This is a genomic window from Cryobacterium sp. TMT1-66-1 (assembly GCF_004403435.1).
Lineage (GTDB): Bacteria > Actinomycetota > Actinomycetes > Actinomycetales > Microbacteriaceae > Cryobacterium > Cryobacterium flavum.
The window spans coordinates 167,484-182,151 of the sequence record NZ_SOGP01000016.1 but is presented as its reverse complement, the minus strand read 5'-3'; the positions used below and the strand labels follow the sequence as shown (position 1 = coordinate 182,151).

At 61.9% G+C, this 14,668-nt stretch carries 20 protein-coding genes; 8 read left to right on the top strand and 12 right to left on the bottom strand.

What is annotated here, in order from left to right:
• Positions 1 to 21: 21 nt before the first annotated feature.
• The 4 genes from E3T29_RS11935 (at position 22) to E3T29_RS11925 (ending at position 2,559) form a co-directional block, all read left to right on the top strand.
• On the top strand, positions 22 to 1,206 hold the full coding sequence (locus E3T29_RS11935) for an FAD-dependent oxidoreductase (RefSeq protein WP_134345604.1): 1,185 nt from the start codon (positions 22 to 24) through the stop codon (positions 1,204 to 1,206).
• A 358-nt stretch (positions 1,207 to 1,564) separates the two neighbouring features.
• Complete coding sequence (locus tag E3T29_RS20740) at positions 1,565 to 1,723, top strand: NUDIX domain-containing protein (RefSeq protein ID WP_370449163.1); 159 nt, start codon at positions 1,565 to 1,567, stop codon at positions 1,721 to 1,723.
• The gene (locus E3T29_RS11930; protein WP_241987785.1) at positions 1,668 to 1,967 is read left to right on the top strand and encodes an NUDIX hydrolase; all 300 of its coding nucleotides are present in this window, start codon (positions 1,668 to 1,670) and stop codon (positions 1,965 to 1,967) included. Before E3T29_RS20740 ends, E3T29_RS11930 begins: the two co-directional genes overlap by 56 nt.
• Positions 1,968 to 2,097: 130 nt before the next feature.
• Positions 2,098 to 2,559, top strand: coding sequence for a TIGR00730 family Rossman fold protein (locus E3T29_RS11925; RefSeq protein WP_198417755.1), 462 nt, complete (start codon positions 2,098 to 2,100; stop codon positions 2,557 to 2,559).
• 101 nt (positions 2,560 to 2,660) lie between these two features.
• Here E3T29_RS11925 and E3T29_RS11920 read toward each other — a convergent pair whose 3' ends face one another.
• Entirely contained in the window at positions 2,661 to 3,500 is an 840-nt protein-coding gene (locus E3T29_RS11920) for an arginase family protein (RefSeq protein ID WP_241987784.1), read from the bottom strand.
• Positions 3,501 to 3,799: 299 nt separating this feature from the next.
• Between E3T29_RS11920 and E3T29_RS11915 the strand changes: the two genes are divergently transcribed.
• The gene (locus tag E3T29_RS11915; RefSeq protein WP_134345602.1) at positions 3,800 to 4,342 is read left to right on the top strand and encodes an NAD(P)H-binding protein; all 543 of its coding nucleotides are present in this window, start codon (positions 3,800 to 3,802) and stop codon (positions 4,340 to 4,342) included.
• Between the two features lie 467 nt (positions 4,343 to 4,809).
• Here the strand turns inward: E3T29_RS11915 and E3T29_RS11910 are convergent, their stop codons facing one another.
• The 3 genes from E3T29_RS11910 to E3T29_RS11900 are packed head-to-tail and all read right to left on the bottom strand — an operon-like array spanning position 4,810 to position 7,204.
• Positions 4,810 to 5,640: an alpha/beta fold hydrolase gene (locus tag E3T29_RS11910; protein ID WP_134345601.1), complete on the bottom strand. Its 831-nt coding sequence runs from the start codon at positions 5,638 to 5,640 to the stop codon at positions 4,810 to 4,812.
• A complete protein-coding gene (locus tag E3T29_RS11905; RefSeq protein WP_255575238.1) occupies positions 5,640 to 6,887 on the bottom strand; it encodes an RNA polymerase sigma factor in 1,248 nt (415 codons plus the stop codon). Before E3T29_RS11905 ends, E3T29_RS11910 begins: the two co-directional genes overlap by 1 nt.
• Positions 6,872 to 7,204 carry a YciI family protein gene (locus tag E3T29_RS11900; RefSeq protein ID WP_134345599.1) on the bottom strand — a complete coding sequence of 111 codons (333 nt, stop codon included), beginning with the start codon at positions 7,202 to 7,204 and terminating at the stop codon, positions 6,872 to 6,874. The genes E3T29_RS11905 and E3T29_RS11900 overlap by 16 nt, the downstream gene beginning before the upstream one ends.
• Before the next feature lie 136 nt (positions 7,205 to 7,340).
• Here E3T29_RS11900 and E3T29_RS19690 point away from each other — a divergent pair, with 136 nt between their 5' ends.
• On the top strand, positions 7,341 to 7,676 hold the full coding sequence (locus E3T29_RS19690; protein ID WP_166792398.1) for a YciI family protein: 336 nt from the start codon (positions 7,341 to 7,343) through the stop codon (positions 7,674 to 7,676).
• 27 nt (positions 7,677 to 7,703) lie between these two features.
• Here E3T29_RS19690 and E3T29_RS11890 read toward each other — a convergent pair whose 3' ends face one another.
• A complete protein-coding gene (locus E3T29_RS11890; protein ID WP_134345665.1) occupies positions 7,704 to 7,946 on the bottom strand; it encodes a DUF4913 domain-containing protein in 243 nt (80 codons plus the stop codon).
• Between the two features lie 304 nt (positions 7,947 to 8,250).
• Here E3T29_RS11890 and E3T29_RS19685 point away from each other — a divergent pair, with 304 nt between their 5' ends.
• Positions 8,251 to 8,400, top strand: coding sequence for a hypothetical protein (locus tag E3T29_RS19685; protein ID WP_166789970.1), 150 nt, complete (start codon positions 8,251 to 8,253; stop codon positions 8,398 to 8,400).
• Between the two features lie 155 nt (positions 8,401 to 8,555).
• Here E3T29_RS19685 and E3T29_RS11885 read toward each other — a convergent pair whose 3' ends face one another.
• The 3 genes from E3T29_RS11885 to E3T29_RS11875 are packed head-to-tail and all read right to left on the bottom strand — an operon-like array spanning position 8,556 to position 9,963.
• Positions 8,556 to 8,966, bottom strand: a complete 411-nt coding sequence (locus E3T29_RS11885) for an SRPBCC domain-containing protein (RefSeq protein ID WP_134345597.1) — start codon at positions 8,964 to 8,966, stop codon at positions 8,556 to 8,558.
• 9 nt (positions 8,967 to 8,975) lie between these two features.
• Positions 8,976 to 9,623, bottom strand: a complete 648-nt coding sequence (locus tag E3T29_RS11880) for a dihydrofolate reductase family protein (RefSeq protein WP_134345596.1) — start codon at positions 9,621 to 9,623, stop codon at positions 8,976 to 8,978.
• A 1-nt stretch (position 9,624) separates the two neighbouring features.
• Positions 9,625 to 9,963, bottom strand: coding sequence for a helix-turn-helix transcriptional regulator (locus tag E3T29_RS11875; RefSeq protein WP_134345595.1), 339 nt, complete (start codon positions 9,961 to 9,963; stop codon positions 9,625 to 9,627).
• Positions 9,964 to 10,277: 314 nt separating this feature from the next.
• On the opposite strand from E3T29_RS11875, the gene E3T29_RS11870 reads away from it, so the two are divergent.
• On the top strand, positions 10,278 to 10,961 hold the full coding sequence (locus E3T29_RS11870; protein WP_166792397.1) for a maleylpyruvate isomerase family mycothiol-dependent enzyme: 684 nt from the start codon (positions 10,278 to 10,280) through the stop codon (positions 10,959 to 10,961).
• Between the two features lie 90 nt (positions 10,962 to 11,051).
• Here E3T29_RS11870 and E3T29_RS11865 read toward each other — a convergent pair whose 3' ends face one another.
• From E3T29_RS11865 to E3T29_RS11850, 4 genes are all read right to left on the bottom strand, one after another.
• The gene (locus tag E3T29_RS11865) at positions 11,052 to 11,285 is read right to left on the bottom strand and encodes a hypothetical protein (RefSeq protein WP_134345593.1); all 234 of its coding nucleotides are present in this window, start codon (positions 11,283 to 11,285) and stop codon (positions 11,052 to 11,054) included.
• 163 nt (positions 11,286 to 11,448) lie between these two features.
• Positions 11,449 to 12,018: an alpha/beta fold hydrolase gene (locus E3T29_RS11860; RefSeq protein ID WP_166792396.1), complete on the bottom strand. Its 570-nt coding sequence runs from the start codon at positions 12,016 to 12,018 to the stop codon at positions 11,449 to 11,451.
• 582 nt (positions 12,019 to 12,600) lie between these two features.
• A complete protein-coding gene (locus E3T29_RS11855; protein WP_134345591.1) occupies positions 12,601 to 13,791 on the bottom strand; it encodes a glycosyltransferase in 1,191 nt (396 codons plus the stop codon).
• Positions 13,791 to 14,402, bottom strand: coding sequence for a TetR/AcrR family transcriptional regulator (locus E3T29_RS11850; RefSeq protein ID WP_134345590.1), 612 nt, complete (start codon positions 14,400 to 14,402; stop codon positions 13,791 to 13,793). The genes E3T29_RS11855 and E3T29_RS11850 overlap by 1 nt, the downstream gene beginning before the upstream one ends.
• Positions 14,403 to 14,668: the final 266 nt, after the last annotated feature.

The following is a 14,668-nucleotide window of genomic DNA, read 5'->3' as shown; positions in this document are numbered from 1 at the left end:
GTTGAGGAGGATTCTGTGCGCATGAATAAAAATTTCGAGACCGACTGTGTGATCGTCGGCGGCGGTCCAGCCGGAATGATGACGGCACTATTGCTGCTCCGTAATGGTGTGAAGGTCACTGTGGTTGAGAAGCACGCAGACTTCCTCCGCGACTTTCGCGGTGACACGATTCACCCGTCCACCCAGGAACTACTCGAGGAACTCGGTCTTCTGAACGAGTTCCTCGCCCGACCTCACTCCGACATGGAACGCGTGACTCTCAGCTGGTACAGTACCGAGCTCGTGCTGGCCGACTTCAGCCATCTTCCCACCCGCCGCAAAACCATGACGTTCATGCCGCAGTGGGACTTCCTCGACCTGCTCGCTGACGCGTGCTCGAGGCATCCTGGGTTTCGCCTTCTCCGATCGACTCGTATCGACGCATTATCCAGCGAGGAAGGGCGGATCGTCGGGGTCACCGGCACTGCGCCCGATGGCGACATGAGCATCCGTGGTCGCCTCGTCATCGACGCCTCCGGTCGTGACTCGGTTGTCCGTGCCCAGGCCGGTCTAACTCCGGTCGGTGTCGCGGCGGCAATGGATGTGCTCTGGTTTCGACTGTCGAAGCAGCCCGATGAGCATTACCCGTTTATCCAAGCGGGCGCCGGAATGATCATCACTATCGACCGTGACGATTTCTTCCAGATTGCTCATGTGATCCCGGCCGGCAGCTGGAACGGCTCGAAAGACGACATCGCTCAAATGAAACAGCGCATAGCTTTCATCGCCCCGAGGATGCAGGAAGCCGTTGCACCCATCTCCGCCGCCGACGTGCAAGTGCTGAACGTACGGCTAGAACGCCTGCGCGAATGGAGTGTCGATGGGCTCCTCTGCATAGGGGACGCAGCTCACGCTATGTCGCCGGCTGGTGGCGTCGGTATCAACCTCGCGATTCAGGATGCCGTCGCGACCGCTCGCATCCTCGGACCCGTGCTGCGCAGCGGAACGCCCAGCCGCGCCGACCTCCGTCGCGTACAGCGTCGGCGATCCTGGCCGGCGCGCATCACTCAGATGGTCCAACGCTTACTACAGGAACCGCTGCTATCCACGCACGCGCCCGGGACCCCGTTGCCACTACCGCTACAACTCCTCCGTGACCACCCTGCCTCCGCCCGGCTTACCGGGCGATTCGTCGGACTGGGCGCGAGGCCAGAGCACATCCATTGAACGTGTGAGACCAAGTCTCGTTGTCCTGAAACGCAAGATCTGTGCTCGTAGTGCCCGACGGTTCCGGACTGAGTGCAAACGGAGCTATCACTGTGCTGCGCAAGTCATTTCGAGCAGGATTACAGATCGAATGGGAGGCGTCACGGGAAAGGCGCCAACCGGGGCAAAGGACGGCTCGAAATCCGACTACTTCTGGGTCGGCTAGCGCCACACTCTTAATCCCAAATTTTATTTCACGGACGGTGAGCGACGCAGTTCGGGCACGAAACCGGCCACCGCTTCAAGAAGCTGGAATTGTGTCACAAGGGAACCCTCTGTGGGATGCGTCTTGAGGGTGGAGGCTTGGTAGCGTGACGGGATGATTACTCAAACGCTCGTTGTCGCTGCGGTGTGCTTTCGCGACGGCGCCGGCAGGATACTTACCGTCCGTAAGCGCGGTACAAGTTTTTTCATGCTGCCCGGTGGCAAATCCGATCCCGGGGAAACTTCCGGTGCGGCCGCTCCGGGAAGTTTATGAGGAGCTGGGCGTAACGGTCGCGAAGGAAGACCTCGCCCTGCTGGGCAGCTGGACTGCCACCACCGCAAACGAGTTTGACACAATCGTCGACGCGACCGTCTATCGTAGCGATGTCGTCATAGCGCCGGTAGCGTCGGCGGAAATTGTTGAGCTGCGATGGACAGATCCCACCGTCACGACCGAACTGGACTTTCCACTCGCGCCGCTGCGCCTTGAATTCGTGTTTCCCGCTCTGGCTGCCTAATGCAGGTCGCAATCTTCACTGGATCCGCGTCTGGTCACCGCCCAGTGTTTGCTGAACGTGCAGCCAGGCTCGCTCGCACCTTGACTGAACCGGAATCGGGATCGTTTATGGTGGCGGCAATGTTGGCTTGATGGGCGTCATCGCGACCGAGGCCGTCAGCCACGGTGGTTCCGTCATCGGCGTTATGCCGGGCTCTCTCGTCGACCGAGAATTGGCCCATCCAGGCCTCACCCGACTGGAAATCGTTGAGTCCATGCACGAGTGCAAAGCCCACATGGCAGAGTTGTCCGACGCCTTCATCGCTCTTCCGGGCGGGACCTGGACCCTGGAGGAATTCTTCGAGGTCTGGACCTGGCAGCAGCTAGGAATCCACAACAAACCAGTCGCTCTGTACAACATCGATGGCTTCTGGGGTCCCCTCATCGCGACGATCGATGCCGGCGTGGACGCAGGATTTCTCCGGAGGACCTACCGGGACTCGCTGATCATTTCCGACAACGCTCAAGACTTGCTCAACCAGCTCACGATCTGGGAGCCAGCACCGCATAAATGGAATGAACGAGGCACAACACCCGTGGTCCCTCTGCCGTAAAGTCTCACCAAAACGCCGAAGGACATCCGAGAGCGATAAGGCGACCGTGGCGCTCATGCAGGCGTTCAATATCTGTCGCGGCGACCTCGTAAGCCGAACCTTCATCGCTTCACTTGATGCCCCAGGTCCGCCATGCCCACTGCGATGATTTCGGCCAAGAGGGTGGCGTGGCGTCCGTTGGGATCAAGATCGGGATCGAATACTGTGACTTGGCCTCCGATCGCTCCGGGGGCGAGCGCCTTGAGGAGTTCGACGAGTTGTTCCGGGTTGAGCCCGCCAGGATCGGGGCTGTCAACGGCCGGCATGAAGATGGGGTCGAGCACGTCGACATCGAGGTGCAGCCAGTAGCCGGCGCTCCCAATGGTGGTTCGAGCGGCTCTCGCCGTCTCGGTCATTCCGATCTCGGTCGATCGGTGGGCGGGTAGGACGAGGCCGAGGAAGCGTCGGACCTCGTCGACATGTTGGTCGTCTTCGCGGCATCCAATGTGAACGGTGTTGGCGGGCGAGAAGTACGGTCCGCGGCCGTCGATGTTGGCGACTGCCGGCCAGTGCAGACCAACGGCCGCGGCGAGATCCTCTCCGGCGACGCTGGCGCACTGATCCGAGTTTCCGGGATGACGGAAGTCTGTGTGCCCATCGATGTGAACGAGGCCCGCGTTGTTCTGGAGCGCGAGCCCAGCCGCCACGAGAAGGCTGCAGTCACCTCCGATCACCAGCGGCGCCCGGCCGTTGGCGATGACTCCAGCGATCCGGCGCGCGAGGCGACGCGCGTGGTCGATTAACTGAGCTTCGTTTCGCACGTGGTCGGCGGCGCGAGTGATGTCGTCATCGACATACCGACCGGGAAGGACCACTCCTCCATCGACAGCGCCGTCTACTATCAAACGACGGAACAGACCCGCTTCTCGAAGTGCCTCAGGCGCCTTGGATGTGCCCGGCACGCTTCCCGGCTCGGGAGGTCGAAGCCCTAGGTTGGACGGTGCAGATAGTAGCGTGATCACGCACCCAGACTGTCAGGTCCGCAGAATGGCGTCGACCATTCCCGACCGCTTTACTACTACTACGAAAGTTTGCCGAAGCAGAAGTGCTCGCAAACCGAACCCACTACGGGACGAGTGATTTGTCGCGAGAGGTCCGCAAGCGCCCAGGCGACGTGCGCGAAAGTCTCGCCGCCAATGCGATCGGATTTTATAGACGAATCTTCCAAGGTGAAGCCAGGGACGACGAAGCGAATGGACCCATGAACAAGCACCTCGTTGTTGGAGCGGGCCTGATCGGCTGTCTGCTCGCCGAACGCCTCGCGGCGCGCGGCGACACGGTGACCATCGCGACCCGCTCAGGCTCTACAGCCGTCGGTGTGACCACCCTGGTACTGGATGCCAGTGATCCGGCCACCTTTGTGCAAGCTGCAACGGATGCCTCGACCATCTTTGTCTGCACGAATCCGCCATACACCGACTGGGCCGCACAATGGCCGCCCATCTTCGATGCGGCTATCGCCGCCGCATCCGCCATGGGCGCCCGGATCGTCGTGATGGGCAACCTGTACCCGTATGGGTCGCCGACCGGCGCAATGTCCGAACACTCTCCCGAGACGACCACCGAAGTCAAGGGACTGATTCGCCGGGCCGGATGGGCGAAGATACGCACCGCCCACGACACCGGCTACATCCGCGCCGTCGAGGTGCGCGCCAGCGACTACGTCGCGCGGCATGCGGCTCTCCGCGACTCAAAACGAAATCCAGTAGACACCGAGCGAACCCACTGCGAAGCGGGCGACTAGGAGCAAGACGATGACCGCTATTGCGATGGTCAGCCAGAGCCACCATCGGCGGCCGGTATTCGCGATGGCCAACGCGATGAGGATGGGAACGGAGAGATACATCATGGACACGACCAGTAGGGGAGCGGCGAATCCAAGGGAAGATACGCCACTTACTGAGGCGATGACGGCCACCGAAGGGATCAAGGAAATGGCTGTGGTGATGGTTCCAACTACTCCGACCGCCCAAGCGAGCACGAATTGGATAGTGCGTGTGAGTCGCGGTTTCTCGGCTATCACTTCGTTGTTACCTTCCGCGTGCTGGTTGTTGGTTCGAGTAAGGATGCACAGAATGATGGGGTCAGCGTCGACTTGCCAGAGGATGCCGGCGTCGTTGACGATGCCATAACTTCCTGCACCGGTCTTATCCGCGAGCTCGTATGCGCCGGTCAGTCCCGCGCGTGTACGGGTGGGCGCAAGGGGGCACCTCAGTGCATTTCGGCCTGTTGCCGTAACCAGTCCATGGCCAAAATGCTTGCGTTCAGAATTGAGACGTGGCCGTCTCGTGGCCGGGTCCAGAGTTCGGCGTCGGGGAGGTGCTCGAGGAGCCACTGGGAGTGGGAGGGAGGGACGATGCGGTCATCGCCGCCGTGTGCGAGGAGTACGGGTATCCGGACGCGTGACAGATCAACGCCCCATGGTTTCACGAAGGCAAGGTCGTCAGCGATCAGCCCCTCGGGGCCAGCTGCCGTCGCGGTCCCTGCGTCTGCGTTGAGTGATGTCCACTCCGATTTCAGCGCGGCGTAGTCTCGCGAATTGAAACTTTCTTCATCGAAGTTGGAAGTTCGTTCGTAGATTACGCGGGCATTTTCTCCGTGTTGCGCCGCACGCAGGGACGGCCCACCGCCAACCATTCCGGCGAACCAGTTGAAGTCAGTGGTGAAGGGCGCGAGACTTGCAAACGTTGCTACAGCCCGCACCCTGTCACCCACAATCGCAGCGCAGGCCAGGGCGTGAGGCCCGCCCCCGGAAGCGCCCATGACGGCGATCTGGTCGATGCCCATCGTATCGATGAGTTGCTCGACGTCGGCTGCGGCGTCGGTGACGGTGCGACCGGGTTGAGCTGACGAGTCTCCGTAACTTGGTCGTGCGTAAGAGATCCAGCGGATGCCGCGCAGCGCAGCGGCTCGCAGGTGCGGTTCGAGGGCTGCTCCGGTTTGTGGCGAGCCGTGGTGCCAGACAACGGTCAGGGGAGCGTGAACTCCGTTGGTGCTGTCGTAAACGTCCAGCGTTCGCCCGTCGGTTAAGGTGATGCGCATCAGCGTCTCATTTCTGTCAGGCGTTTGCCCAGGTAGCGTTTCTCGGCCTCTGATGGGGCCAGTTGACGTGCTTTTTCGTATTCGATTGCGGCTTCGGTGCTTCGACCCATCCTGCGCAGCAAATCGGCGCGTGTCGCCGGGAGTAAGTAGTAGTCGTCCATGCCCTGCGAGGTGACGAGCTCGTCGATAAGGGCTAGGCCGACTACTGGTCCCTGGGACATGGCCACCGCAACCGTGCGATTGAGTTCCACTACCGGTGAGGGATCGATGAAGGCGAGAGCGTCGTACAGTTCAACGATGCGCGCGAAGTTCGTGCGTGCAGCATCCGAAGCCTCGAGGTGGCAGGCGGCAATGTGGGCCTGCAGCCCATACCGGCCTGCGCGCGGTGCCAGCGACCGAAGGATGGTGAGGGCCTCAGTAATGGCATCCCGGTCCCACAACGATCTGTCTTGCTCTTCAAGGGTGACGACATCTCCGGCAGCGTCGGTGCGAGCTGCGGTACGCGCATGATGCAGCAACATCAGGGCAAGGAGCGCGCGAACTTCATCGTCGTCGGGCATCAGCTCGACGAGCAGCCGGGTGAGCCGGATCGCTTCACGAAGGAGAGGAACTCGGATGAGAACCGCCCCGCCGGTAGCGGAGTACCCCTCGGTGAACAACAAGTACAGCACCGCCAGCACACCGTCGCGCCGTTCCGGCAAGAGGTGGGGCGGTGGCACACGGTAGGGGATACCGGCGTGCTTGATCTTTGCCCTGGCACGCACCAGTCTTTTTTCCATCGCCGGCTCGGTCACGAGAAAGGCACGCGCGACCTGCGCGGGAGTGAGGCCCGCTACGGTTCGCAGCGTCAGGGCAACGCGGTCATCCATCGAAAGTGCGGGGTGGCAGCAGGTGAAAATGAGACGGAGACGATCATCCATGTCTACCCCCATGTCTGGATCGGGCTCGATCGGTTCGTATGCGTCGACTTCGCTTGCTTCGACGGCAACCCGCCGAAGCGCGCGGTCTTCGGCGCCCGCGTGCCGAAGCAGATCGATCGCGCGCCTCTTGGCCACCGTGGTCAGCCACGCGCCAGAATTATCCGGAATACCACCCTTGCGCCAGTCAGAGAGCGCCCTCGCAAACGCATCCTGTGCACAATCCTCGGCAAGGGCGAAGTCGCCGGTCATGCGAATCACAGTGGAGATGATGCGCGCAGTTTCCTCGGCAGAGGCACGAGCGATGGCATCCGCTACTCGATCGGCCACATCGGCCTGATCTCGATCTGACCGAGCTGGGCCATCGGATGCTTCGCCGCGATCTCAATCGCCGCATCGAGGTCGCCGCACTCGATCACGTCATATCCAGCGATCCACTCCGTCGTTTCAGCGAACGGCCCAGCAGTGACGCTGAGCCGCCCACCACGCAGTTTTACCGTGGTCGCATCGTTCGCTGGGCGCAGGCGATCGCCGTGACGTCTGGTGCCCCCTTCAGTGGTTGCGGCTACCCATTCTTCGATGGTGTGGACAGTCGGTTCGGTTGTCGGTGCCGTCGAGTCTGTGCAGATGAATAGCATGTATTCCATAAGTCGGTCCTTTGCTTGTCGTTGTGTGAATTCGACGTACGGGATGAGCACTTCAGGACAGCGCGTCAAAACGCGGTGTCCTCATAGTCTTTCGCTATACGTCGCAGTAAGAAATACATCGCTGAAGGAGTTCCTAATGAAGTACATGATTTTGATCCACGCGAGTGCAGCCAGCGAACTTGCGATCCAAAGCGAAGCCCTCGCTGAGTTTGAAGCCGCCCACGGCGCAGTTATCGGCGAGCTCTCAACCACCGGCGAGTTGATCGACACGCACGAGCTGGAAGTCCCCGGCGCGAAAGTGGTTCGCACTAACGGCGGTCTTTCTGTAACCGATGGACCATTCGCGGAAACCACCGAATGGGTGGGCGGGTACTACATCATCGACGTCGCAAGCGAAGATCGCGCGATCGAGATTGCTGCACGCTTCGTTGAAGCCCGCTACGCGGCGGTCGAAGTGCGCGCCCTCGGTTAGGGGCTGGCTATAGCGACTTGAAATCGTTCAGTAGGAAGTCATTAGATCAGCTGGCCAACGTGCGGACGCTGGCGAACATGCCAGCGGAAGTGATGGGTGAGGGAGCGGGTTACCGTCGCTCTTCCGGTTCCGAGAGGTCGCGAACGGTCCTTCCGGGGACAGGAGCATCCGCATGTGGTGGTCTGCGTGGTGGCGCCACCACACGCTCATGCCGAAGGTTGGTTCCAGGCGTAGTGCTTCCCTCGCCTGCGAGAACGCGACATCCGAGATTGCAGGACTTTACGAAAGTGGGAACGGCCGGGAGCGCCAGCAGGCGGTCATCGCCTGTGAAGAGACCCTTTGGTTTCTCGTCTGGAAGCGGGAAGTCTCCGTGTTTAAAAGCAATCAAACAAGAGCTTTCATCAGGTCCCACGCGCGCTGTATCGGTCCTTACGATCGGGGACAGCTCGTTAGGTCGTCGAATGAAATGTCATGAGGAACCTTGTCGATGAAACCAAGAGTGATGGGCGCGGAACCCGGGAGGCACGTAGAGCGCCGGCATGATGCCTCAGGCAGTGCGTGTTCGCCACGGCTCGTGATCGTGCGCGAGTCAGACCAGCTCGGGGCCGAGCGCGCGCACCCGCAGCTGGCCTTCAGTGTGCGGCTCGTCGAGCTCCCGACGCTGGACGTAGACCGGTTTACCGGCGAAAAGGTGGTTGCCGCCGCGGTGGTGGTTGATTTGTGAGTCACTAGGACCTCTAGTGACTCCTCCATTTTGGTCAAGCGCCGACGGCTTTCCAAGGGGATCGTGTGCGCAGCCGGAACGCCGGGGCTGAGTGCGTGAGGTGCGTCAGCGAGGTAGTTGCCCAGAGCCTCGAGCAGGCCCCGGGTGCCTTCCTTTCAGCCCGGCCCATCGGCCCAGAACTGGTCGAAGAAGACGCCGTGCTCGACGTGCGTGAACCGGGTGCCCGCGTTGAGCGGCTCGAACTCCAACGACGCCACCGACGTCGACATGTGAACCCCGTCGAGCCACATGTCGTAGGTCGTGACGATGCGGACGTGCTTGACGATGTCGGTGTACGTGGCCTCGTACCGCGAGACCAGACCGTCGTGAAATGCCCCCTCGTCGACGTCGCGTCCGCCGACGCGAAAGTCTAACGCCCACTCACCGGGCTCAATGGTGTCGCCAGCGCCGTACCAGCCCCGCTTCTGGTCCTCTTCGGCGAACGCGTCCCAGACGCGCTTGAGAGGAACGGGGTAGTCGCGGGTCAGGGTGAACCCGGCGCGGGCGAGTCGGCGTTCGATCGTCATGAGTACGTCCTATCGTGCGAAATTAACGTGGATTGTGCCACTCTCGGCCACTTCCGTTGTTACCTTGTGGGTGAGGTCGAGGCGGGGCAGGCCGTCCCACAGTCGAGTGCCCCGGCCGAGGAGGATCGGGGCGACCATGAGGTGCAAGTGGTCGACGAGGCCGGCGCGCAGGAAGTCGCGCGCGGTGCCGACTCCACCGCCGACGCGCACGTCGAGGCCGCCGGCAGCCTCGGTCGCCTCCGCGAGCACGTCCTCGATTGCTGCGTTGCGGAAGTGGAACGTCGTTCCGCCCTTCATCGGGATCGACGGACGCGGTGCGGTGTGGGTGAGGACGTAGACCGGGGTGCCGAACGGCGGCTGGCCACCCCACCAGCCCTTCCAATCCGGATCGTCGGGAAACGAGTGCAGGCCGAACATGGTCGCGCCCATGATCTCGGCGCCGACGCCCTCGAAGAACGCGACGGCGTAGGAGTCATCGATGCCGGTCGTGCCGGTGCCGCTAATGTCGCCGAAGACGCGCTCGTGGAACGTGCGGGTCGCGGCGTAGGCCGCAGTGAGGCGCCCCCAGTCCTCACCCATTGGATTTTCGGGGGCGTGTTCGGTCGTCGAGGTGTAGCCGTCCAGCGAGATGAACAGGTCGATGCGAACGCGGCTCATGTCAGGTTTCCTTCGGGGTTGAGCAGGTCATGTGGATGCCGAGCCGGTCGGCTTGGTGTTCGGCGGGGGTTCGTTGCTCGCCGAGCCACAGGTGTAGGACGTCGAGGGCGCCCGGTCGCAGGCTCATGGTGCGGACGCGCCCATGCTTCTGTGACGTGACCAGTCCCGCGTTCTCGAGGACGCACAGGTGCTGCATGAGCGACGGCAACGCCATCGAGAACGGTGCCGCGAGTTCGGACACGACGGCGGGGGACTTCGCCAACCGTTCCACGACGGCTCGGCGCGTCGGATCCGCGAGAGCGCGGAGCACGGCATCGAGCTCGTCGTGATACTTAGGCACATACCTTATTATTCTTGAAGGGCAGGGATTCGTCAATCGGCTCACGCCAGGAACGTGTCCCGCGTTTGAAGTTTCTCCGGAATTAGACGTTTAGCACCAGTGTCATTTCCCGTACTCGCCTGCACAAATTATCCACACCGACGTCGACCCTTGCTGCCGTCCTGCATGGGGAACGTTGAATGGGACTTTCAGAGAGTCACTGGGCGGAACACCCGCACGTGTCCAAAGGAGTTTGCTGGTCGCCGCGACAAAATCGAGTAGTTGAAATCGGTAGTCTTACTGTGGCGAATGCTTGTAAGGGACCCCCTCGACAGGTGACCTTTTTGATGACCACCCGTTTCGGAGGCCAATTAGCCGTGACAACGACAGGCGTAGAGACGCTGTACGCCGCTGAGCGCGACCGATTCGCCGAGGATCTCGCCGGTCTCGATGACGCATCCTGGCAGACGCCGAGCCTGTGTCGCGGGTGGACAGTGCGCGACTTGTGCGCGCATCTGCTCATGCCCTACGAACTAGGATTTGGCAGCTTTATTGTCGGTCTCGCGCAAGCGCGCTTCAACTTCGACGAGTTCGCTTATCGCTGGGCCAGGACTGACCGGCGAACCGGCGCCGAGCTGACGCGCTTGATCGCGAAGACCAATGTTGCCGGCTTCGCGGTCCCCGGCGCGGGAGAACTCGCCCCACTGGCACACTTGGCCATTCACTCCGGAGACGTTCGTCGGCCGCTCGGCCTTGCTGGTCGGATTTCTCCTGAAGCGGGCTGGATGGTGCTCAATGAGCTGACGAGCGGCAGGCACTCGGTCGGTGACGATCTCCTTCGTGGACTGCGCTTCCAAGCCACCGATACCGACTGGTCGCTGGGTGGAGGACCCGAAGTCAGTGGCGATGTCGCTACTCTCCTCAGCGCACTCAACCGCCGTCGTACGGCCGCGGCTGACTTGGCGGGCGCCGGTGCAGACGAGTTCCGGTCCCGCTTGGGAAGGGTGAGTGGACGCTGATGCACGTCGAGCGAATCGGAATCGTGCATAAATGTTTGTTCGCGAAATTAGCTGGCACCTGAGTTGTGTCGACTCCGGCCGAGAGTGCCGCTATGAGATGTGCTCGCGCACGGCGACGCGAAGGTCGAGGAGTTGTTGAGTGTGGACGGGAACGTGGTCTTCAGCGAGCCCGTCGATGAGGCTTGCAAGGGGGATGGGCTGATCTAGCACGAGCGCGTCGTTAGACAGCAGGAGCGCCGGGATCAGCACGGAGGAAGTTTGGTCGTTGAGTTGATCGGCGATGTCGCACAATATCGTGGCTTGATTTCGAACGTGGTCGATCAAGTTGGACCTACCTGAGTGGGCGGCGATGATCCGGTCCAGGCTGTCGCGCAGGTCACGTGTGGGGAACGCTCAGCGGGCTCAGCAGTCGTAGCCAACGCGCCTGTGACTGCGAACGCTCGATAGTGGCGTTCTATTGTTCCTAGGGCGCCAGAGAAACAACCGATCAGACGGTTAGGTCCAGCCACGCGATGATGGCGGCGCGTGCTGCTGCAGGTTGCTCGTGGAACAGGAAGTGCCCGGCGTCTTTAATAACCGTGTAGCTGGCCGTGGTCAGTGCTGCCGCTGATTCTTCGGCGACAGCAATAGGAATGAGGCGATCGCCAGCACCGTGAATGATCGCGGTCGGGCAGGTAATCGCGGGCAGCAGATAACGCAGGTCAGCTCGATTCACAACAGCCTGCTGTTGCCGGAGAAACGCGTCGGCGCCAACCGGGGTCGTCATCTGTCGCCAGATGGCGAGAAGTGTTTCATCGGATTCGTTCTCTGCCGCGACCACGCCGGGAAAGGCGGCATCGATCAGAGCCGTGAATTGTCCTGCTTCGACGAGGGCCGATTGTCGAGCGCGGGCCGCTTTCTGCTCATCAGTGTCAGCCCGAGCGGATGTGCTCACGAGCGCGAGTGCGGTAATGCGCTCGGGTGCCTGCCGCATCACCTTGAGGGCAACATACCCGCCCATACTCGTTCCGAGAACAGCGAAGTCTCCTGTGTTCTCGCACAGGAGACGTTCTGCCATGGCCGCGATGGTTTTATCGCGGCGTGTATCTGCCATGGTGACTTGCCCTCGCGACCAGAGCGTGTCGAGCACGGGGACGTAGGCAAGAGGCGAGCAGAGGAGGGGCGGGACCACGATTATCTTCATAACTTTATTGTTCCTCCTGTCTGTGACATCGCTCAGTGAGCAGTGCCCACAAGCCGGACGGCGATCGGCACACCCGAGACGGCGATCACCGGCTGTCGCACAGTTCCCGTATGGGAACCTCCACCGGACACACCCTGGCGTTGACGAGCACCGTTGCTGTGACTGTTAATCAGTAATGGCGGGTAATCGCAGCTTCAATTGGCGGTTCTGTCGCCCGGGCTCATGCTAGTCGGGCTCATTGTCAGGTCTGAGTACCTGATATTGGCGCCACACCTGCGGAAATCAGTGCGTTCCTGACTCCTGTTTGTGGTTGCATTCTTCGATCCGCAACCGCAACAGCAACCGCCACCGCATCATTAACGAAACCCAATCGCGGGACGGTTAGTTTCGGAGACCAAATTTCGGTTGCCGACAGGTCGGTGTGTTCAGCAGGGCTCTTGCCTCGTTGAGATGAGTTCAGTGGATCGCGGCGAGGAGGGTCAGCGCCGTTAGGGTTCCGTCCTCGGCGGACATGGCCTTGGCGACCTCGGTGATGCGGGGACGGCACTGCTCCGCCTCGTCGAGTGCGGCGCTGAGGGCTGGGACGGTCAACGCACGTTGCGGGATCGGCGCGGGTGTCAGACCCATTTCGTAGAGACGGGATCCCCAGAACGGCTGGTCAGCGATGAATGGCACGATCACCGATGGTGTTGCGGCAGTCATCGCGGCGTGCACGGTGCCGATGCCGCCGTGATGCACTGCCGCGGTCGCGTGCTGAAGCACCGCCGTATGCGACACGGTCTGCACGACGAGCACGTCGGCGCCGAGGCGGTCCGGGGGCACCTCGATGCCGCCGACACCGGTAGCGATGAGACAGCGGCTCCCGCGCTCCCGCGCTACGTCTACGATTGCGCCTCCACGCCATGTGGCGTTTCCCACCGCCATCGAGCCGAAGCCCGCATAGATGAATGGACCGTCTGTGACGAACTCGGCGACTTCGAGCTCGAGAGCAGCCAATCGGTGTGCGCGAGTCCAGGGGCCGGTGAGGTGCACCGATTCTGGCCAATCGTCGGGGCGCGGAAGGATCGCTGGGCTGATGGGCATGAGAGTGGCAGCGGGGGCAGAAACCTTGCGCTTCCGTGCGCCGACCATTCTGCGCACCTCGCCAAGTTCAGAGCGGAACATTATCGATGCCGCGCCCGCCGCCTGATACGTCAAGCGATTCAGGGGGCCGATTCCGCGAGTAATTGTGCCTGCGGCGGGAAAGGCCCTAGTGGGCGTAAGAGTCGGCACGATTTCGACCACGACGTGTGGCACTCCCAGTGCATCCGCTACCAGCGGAGCCGACAGGACCTTCGGGTGGTAGACAATCAGGTCGGGCTCGTACTCGAGCGCCGCTCGCGCACCGCCGACGATGACGCCTCGCATCACCGGGCGCACCACGGAGCGGTAGTTACGTAGCGCCGCCGTGATAGAAACGCCCTGATCCTCGATCATGCGCGTGTAGTCCACCCCCATGCTTGCGACATCGAGGTCACCCATCTCAACGCCCGAATTCTCCGGGGCGACAAGGCGCACCTCGTGCCCCGCTGCACACGCCCGCTCGGCCAGGGCCGCGAAAGGCTCGACATCACCCCGCGAGCCCGCCGTTGCCAGCAAAATCCTCATTACCGTTCTCCTCGGATGCCCATCGCAGCATCGAGCAGCCCACTGTCCGTGACGAGACCGCGCGTGTAAATCTCCGCAATTGGAACCGCAAGTCGCGCCATTGCCGCGTCCAAGCCTGCGTCTGCCCACCGGGTGAGGTGCGCAGAGAAAGCGAACGGCGTAAGTCCCAGCACGAGCAGCGCCATTGCCTGCGCGTCGGGGTCGGACGATCCGCGCAAAGAGCCCGACTCCGCGCCCTCCGCGACCACCGCACGCGCCATCCCCAGCAGCACATCGAACAGTTCGCGAGACGCCTCGGAGTCCTCCGCGACCGCACGCGTCGCATACGAGCCGTACTGAACGAAGACCGCGTCAAGCCTTTCGGCGGCTGAGGCGTCCGGTCGGCCTTTGTCGCGCAGGAAGTCCACGACGCGACGGTTGCACTCTCGACGGAGGCCGTCCTTGCTGCCGAAGTGGTGAATTACCAGAGCGGCACTCACCCCAGCATCCGCGGCAATCTCCCGGATGGTCGCCGCGGCGAATCCGTCCCGAGCGAAGCGCTTGAACGCCGCAGCTACTATCCGCGCACTCATCTTCAGGTCACTCCACGGCAACGTGGTGTCTGAACTCATGTTCAGTAATCTACTCACTTGTTCAGATTTGCGTCAATACTGCAATCAGAACCGGAGCGTCGGCGCTTGAGCGACGTGCAACTAGGTATTCACGAACGACCGTCCATGAGACACCCGGGGCGGTCGTGCTCCAGATCTGTGAATCACGGCGCTAATGGCGGGCTTTTCGCAGCGCTGAACGTCACCCCAACGCACGTAAGCCGGTCCTTCAACAGTGTGATCAGACCGTTCCGCCGGTCGCACGGATCGCCTCATTGACCGGCGTG

Coding starts and splice junctions, on each gene's coding strand:
- E3T29_RS11935 (WP_134345604.1), top strand. CDS start 22: ATGAATAAAAATTTCGAGACCGACTGTGTGATCGTCGGCGGCGGTCCA.
- E3T29_RS20740 (WP_370449163.1), top strand. CDS start 1,565: ATGATTACTCAAACGCTCGTTGTCGCTGCGGTGTGCTTTCGCGACGGC.
- E3T29_RS11925 (WP_198417755.1), top strand. CDS start 2,098: ATGGGCGTCATCGCGACCGAGGCCGTCAGCCACGGTGGTTCCGTCATC.
- E3T29_RS11915 (WP_134345602.1), top strand. CDS start 3,800: ATGAACAAGCACCTCGTTGTTGGAGCGGGCCTGATCGGCTGTCTGCTC.
- E3T29_RS11910 (WP_134345601.1), bottom strand. CDS start 5,640: ATGCGCATCACCTTAACCGACGGGCGAACGCTGGACGTTTACGACAGC.
- E3T29_RS11900 (WP_134345599.1), bottom strand. CDS start 7,204: ATGGAATACATGCTATTCATCTGCACAGACTCGACGGCACCGACAACC.
- E3T29_RS19690 (WP_166792398.1), top strand. CDS start 7,341: ATGAAGTACATGATTTTGATCCACGCGAGTGCAGCCAGCGAACTTGCG.
- E3T29_RS11885 (WP_134345597.1), bottom strand. CDS start 8,966: ATGACGATCGAACGCCGACTCGCCCGCGCCGGGTTCACCCTGACCCGC.
- E3T29_RS11880 (WP_134345596.1), bottom strand. CDS start 9,623: ATGAGCCGCGTTCGCATCGACCTGTTCATCTCGCTGGACGGCTACACC.
- E3T29_RS11860 (WP_166792396.1), bottom strand. CDS start 12,018: ATGGCAGAACGTCTCCTGTGCGAGAACACAGGAGACTTCGCTGTTCTC.
- E3T29_RS11855 (WP_134345591.1), bottom strand. CDS start 13,791: ATGAGGATTTTGCTGGCAACGGCGGGCTCGCGGGGTGATGTCGAGCCT.
- E3T29_RS11850 (WP_134345590.1), bottom strand. CDS start 14,402: ATGAGTTCAGACACCACGTTGCCGTGGAGTGACCTGAAGATGAGTGCG.